The sequence below is a fragment of the Bacteroidales bacterium genome, from assembly GCA_018334875.1.
In the GTDB taxonomy this organism is placed as follows: domain Bacteria; phylum Bacteroidota; class Bacteroidia; order Bacteroidales; family UBA12077; genus JAGXLC01.
Genome location: JAGXLC010000435.1, coordinates 1 through 3360, shown reverse-complemented (window position 1 = coordinate 3360; position 3360 = coordinate 1). Strand labels below are relative to the sequence as shown.

The window sequence follows — 3360 nt, the reverse complement described above, 5'->3', positions numbered from 1 at the left end:
GGGGGTACAACCCGGACCGTTACAGTGCATTTTTAGATAAGAAGCAAAGTCATTGGATTTTATTATCTTTGTGACTATGAAAAAAAAGACAAATACGATAAGTCAACTGATCCGTCGCACTATCGACTTTATCGATCCTAAAGCAGAAGTGATTTTATACGGATCGCGAGCCAGAGGAGATGAACATTCCGAATCTGACTGGGACATCCTCATTTTGACCGATTATCCAGTAGACCTGGAAACTGAAAATAAGTTCAGGGATAAACTATACGACCTCGAATTAGAAACCGGAGAACCACTGTCAATTTTTATTTATTCTAAAGATGAGTGGCGCAGAAAACAACGAATAACCCCTTTCTATCGGAATGTAAATAAGGAAGGCATATCTCTATGACCCCTGAAGAAAGAACAGAATACGTAAAATATAGAATAGAGAAAGCTTACAAAACCTATGAAGCTGCCAAGGTATTATCAGAAAATGGATTTTGGAATTCTGCTGTAAATAGACTTTACTATACCTTGTTTTTTGCAGCCAATGCTCTTCTTGTTTTAAAGGGAATTGAAACAAAAAGGCATGCCACCCTCAAGAGTCAGTTTTCACAGCATTTTGTAAAAACCGGAAAGTTTGATAAAAAATATGGACGTCTGCTATCGGAACTTTATGACTGGCGCCAAAAAGCTGATTATGAAGTTGTCTTTGATTACGACGAGAATTCCGTCTTGCCTCTATTCCAACCTGTAAAAGAAATGCTGGATCAGATTAATCAAGAAATAAAAAACGCACTGTAATATATAGGAATCTGAGCGGTCTGTAAGACCCAGCGAGGATTCCCGGTTGAACTAAATCCAGGCTGTAGCTATGCACTTAACGAGACTTTTCTGGATATTTTGGTAAATAATTTGGAGGCTCTGGTGGGTCATTTGAAAGAATACCTGACTTTTTTATAAAATAATCCCTGTCTGAATGCTCATTTTAAGCTCAAAAACGATATTTCAGACCATATGATCCATGTCTTCATGAAAATGAAGATTGAGAAAGGTAATATGGTTTATTGCAGCAATGAAAGAAGCATGGTCGGCAGATGAGCGGCCGGTGACCTGATGCGGGGTATTCCTCGAATCACACGCATTCTACCCTTTTTACAAACCGGGCATAGGCCACTGTCAAAACCTGTAAGCCGCCTGATGCGTTCGGCAGTAGTTTCTACTGGGTTTGCTAATTGATCAATGTCAGGTTTTTTCTCGGGTATAAACTGCAAATCAAGATTGCGGATGGTCGTGGGATTGTAAATTCCATAGCGACGTATTCTCACAAATCGTTTCGGAAACACATGCAGACAAAACCTTCGCAGGAACTCAACACCGTCAAGCGTGACCGGTTTTCGGATAGCCTGGTCGCGGTAATCTTTGGCTATAAATGTCACATGGGTATCGGTCATGTCAAGTATACGATGATTGGATATAGCCACCCTGTGCGTATACTGTCCCAGGTACCGAATTACATGTTCCGCCCCTGCCATAGAGGCGTCGCTATTAACAACCCAGCGGGTTTTCCAGGCCTTTTGCACTTGTTTATCAAAACCCTCAAGCATCCCTGTTTTGTTGACTTTTCGTTTAAGACTGTTCAGAAACTTTCCCCGGAAAGTATCACTCAACTGAAATACAGGATAGAGATAATGACCGGTTTTACCTATATGTTTCCATTCGCCCCTGAGGCTGTAACCGGCAGCCGGTACGATACAATGAATATGAGGATGCAGTGAAAGATTCTGACCCCAGGAGTGCAATACAGCTACAGCGCCGGTCTCAACACCATAATGGGTATAACCGAAACTATGCAAGGTTCTCCAGACGGAACTGAAAAGGATGTTGTAGTACATCCGTTGGTCCCACAGGCAAACCTCATTAAGACAATGAGGCACGGTGAAGATGATATGATAATGTTTTACCGGAAGGGTAGCTTCCTGTAAATCATCAATCCATAGAGCCTGCTTGTTGCCCTGACATTTTGGACAGTGCCTGTCTCCGCAACTGTTGTAGCTGTAGCGAATGGTTCCACAGTGATCGCATGCTTCTTCGTGTCCGCCCAAAGAAGCAGTCCGGCACCGCAGGATATTATGCAGTGCTTTGGTTTGGCCTGGGGATAGGTTATCCCGTGCAATTAAGCTTTTGCCAAATTTCCTGACTACATCGGCAAGCTCAAGTTTATTTCTTTTGCCTGCCATACAAAGAATCGAGCGGACTGTGAGGTTTTACCTGTTTGCATTGGGCAACATGCAAGTAAATCATCGTAGTGGTGATATCTGCATGTCCCAGCAGGTCTTTCAGAGTGACAATGTTAACCCCTTCCTCAAGTAAATGAGTGGCATAGGTATGCCGGAGTGTATGAAGGTTGACTTCTTTGGTTATGGAAGTCTTTTTAAGGTTTTCTCGCATCACCCACGATAATCCCTTTACACTATACCGGCTATCGGGTAATTTCCCGTTGAACAGCCAAATGTGAGGATTTTCCGCTTTCAAGTATTTCTTTAGCCCGATGGCCATAGTTGGAGATAAAGGAACTATGCGGTCTTTTTTGTATTTGCTCTGGCGGATGTGAATGGTCATCCGCTCGAAATCAACATCCGATATTTTAAGGTTAATCACCTCCTGTCCGCGCAAACCTGCAGAATAAATAAGGGTAAGGACGATGCGTTGTTTGAGGAGTGAGGGGGCGGAAAAAAGTTCTTTCAGTTCAGAGCGGTTTAGTATGACAGGTAATTTGGTGTCCTGCTTCAGTGAGGGAAGGGCAATAGCCTTTTTATTCATCCCAAGCAGGCGGTAGTAATATCTCAGGCCATAAACCATATGTTTAAAGCTGCTTCGGGATGGTGATCTGGGATCTCGAGCCAAAGCTACCAGATATTCATTGATCTCATCTTCGCTCACCTGCTCGGGCAGTCTTTTGAAATGAATCACAAACAGAGCGATGCGTCTTGTGTAATTATCCAGGGTACTTTTGCTCTGTCCGCGCAAGGTTACCTGTTGTGCAAGTTTTGCGATTACTCTTTCAAACTCAGGAACCAAAGCAATTGCTTGTTCCAAAATTGTTGGACTTGATTTTCTTTTCATCTCTGTATTTTTAAGAGTTAATAATATACAGAGATACAGAAAATTTTTATTATTTTTATCTTTGATACAAGCTATCCGCCGGTGGCGGATTTAGTTCAACAATGGGTATAAAACATAGGGCAAACGGTGGTTTCCGCAAGTTTTGGGTTTTTAGCAAGCTTTGTCTCGGTGGACAGGTAAGCAGATCGGAAGTGCTCTACGTTTCATACCCGAAACCGTTATACGCAATGGGGGCTTCCCCAAATAAAT

At 42.6% G+C, this 3360-nt stretch carries 4 protein-coding genes; 2 read left to right on the top strand and 2 right to left on the bottom strand.

The window, feature by feature from the left end:
* Positions 1–76: 76 nt before the first annotated feature.
* Both KGY70_19410 and KGY70_19405 read left to right on the top strand, forming a co-directional pair.
* Positions 77–394: a nucleotidyltransferase domain-containing protein gene (locus tag KGY70_19410; GenBank protein MBS3777371.1), complete on the top strand. Its 318-nt coding sequence runs from the start codon at positions 77–79 to the stop codon at positions 392–394.
* Positions 391–789: a HEPN domain-containing protein gene (locus KGY70_19405; GenBank protein ID MBS3777370.1), complete on the top strand. Its 399-nt coding sequence runs from the start codon at positions 391–393 to the stop codon at positions 787–789. Before KGY70_19410 ends, KGY70_19405 begins: the two co-directional genes overlap by 4 nt.
* 260 nt (positions 790–1049) lie before the next feature.
* Here KGY70_19405 and KGY70_19400 read toward each other — a convergent pair whose 3' ends face one another.
* Positions 1050–2225 (bottom strand): IS91 family transposase, encoded by a 1176-nt coding sequence (locus KGY70_19400; protein ID MBS3777369.1) that lies wholly within the window; start codon positions 2223–2225, stop codon positions 1050–1052.
* On the bottom strand, positions 2206–3111 hold the full coding sequence (locus tag KGY70_19395) for a tyrosine-type recombinase/integrase (protein MBS3777368.1): 906 nt from the start codon (positions 3109–3111) through the stop codon (positions 2206–2208). Before KGY70_19395 ends, KGY70_19400 begins: the two co-directional genes overlap by 20 nt.
* Between the last annotated feature and the right edge of the window lie 249 nt (positions 3112–3360).

Excerpts from the sequence above, each read along its gene's own strand:
- KGY70_19410 (MBS3777371.1), top strand. The coding sequence starts at position 77 with ATGAAAAAAAAGACAAATACGATAAGTCAACTGATCCGTCGCACTATC.
- KGY70_19405 (MBS3777370.1), top strand. The coding sequence starts at position 391 with ATGACCCCTGAAGAAAGAACAGAATACGTAAAATATAGAATAGAGAAA.
- KGY70_19400 (MBS3777369.1), bottom strand. The coding sequence starts at position 2,225 with ATGGCAGGCAAAAGAAATAAACTTGAGCTTGCCGATGTAGTCAGGAAA.
- KGY70_19395 (MBS3777368.1), bottom strand. The coding sequence starts at position 3,111 with ATGAAAAGAAAATCAAGTCCAACAATTTTGGAACAAGCAATTGCTTTG.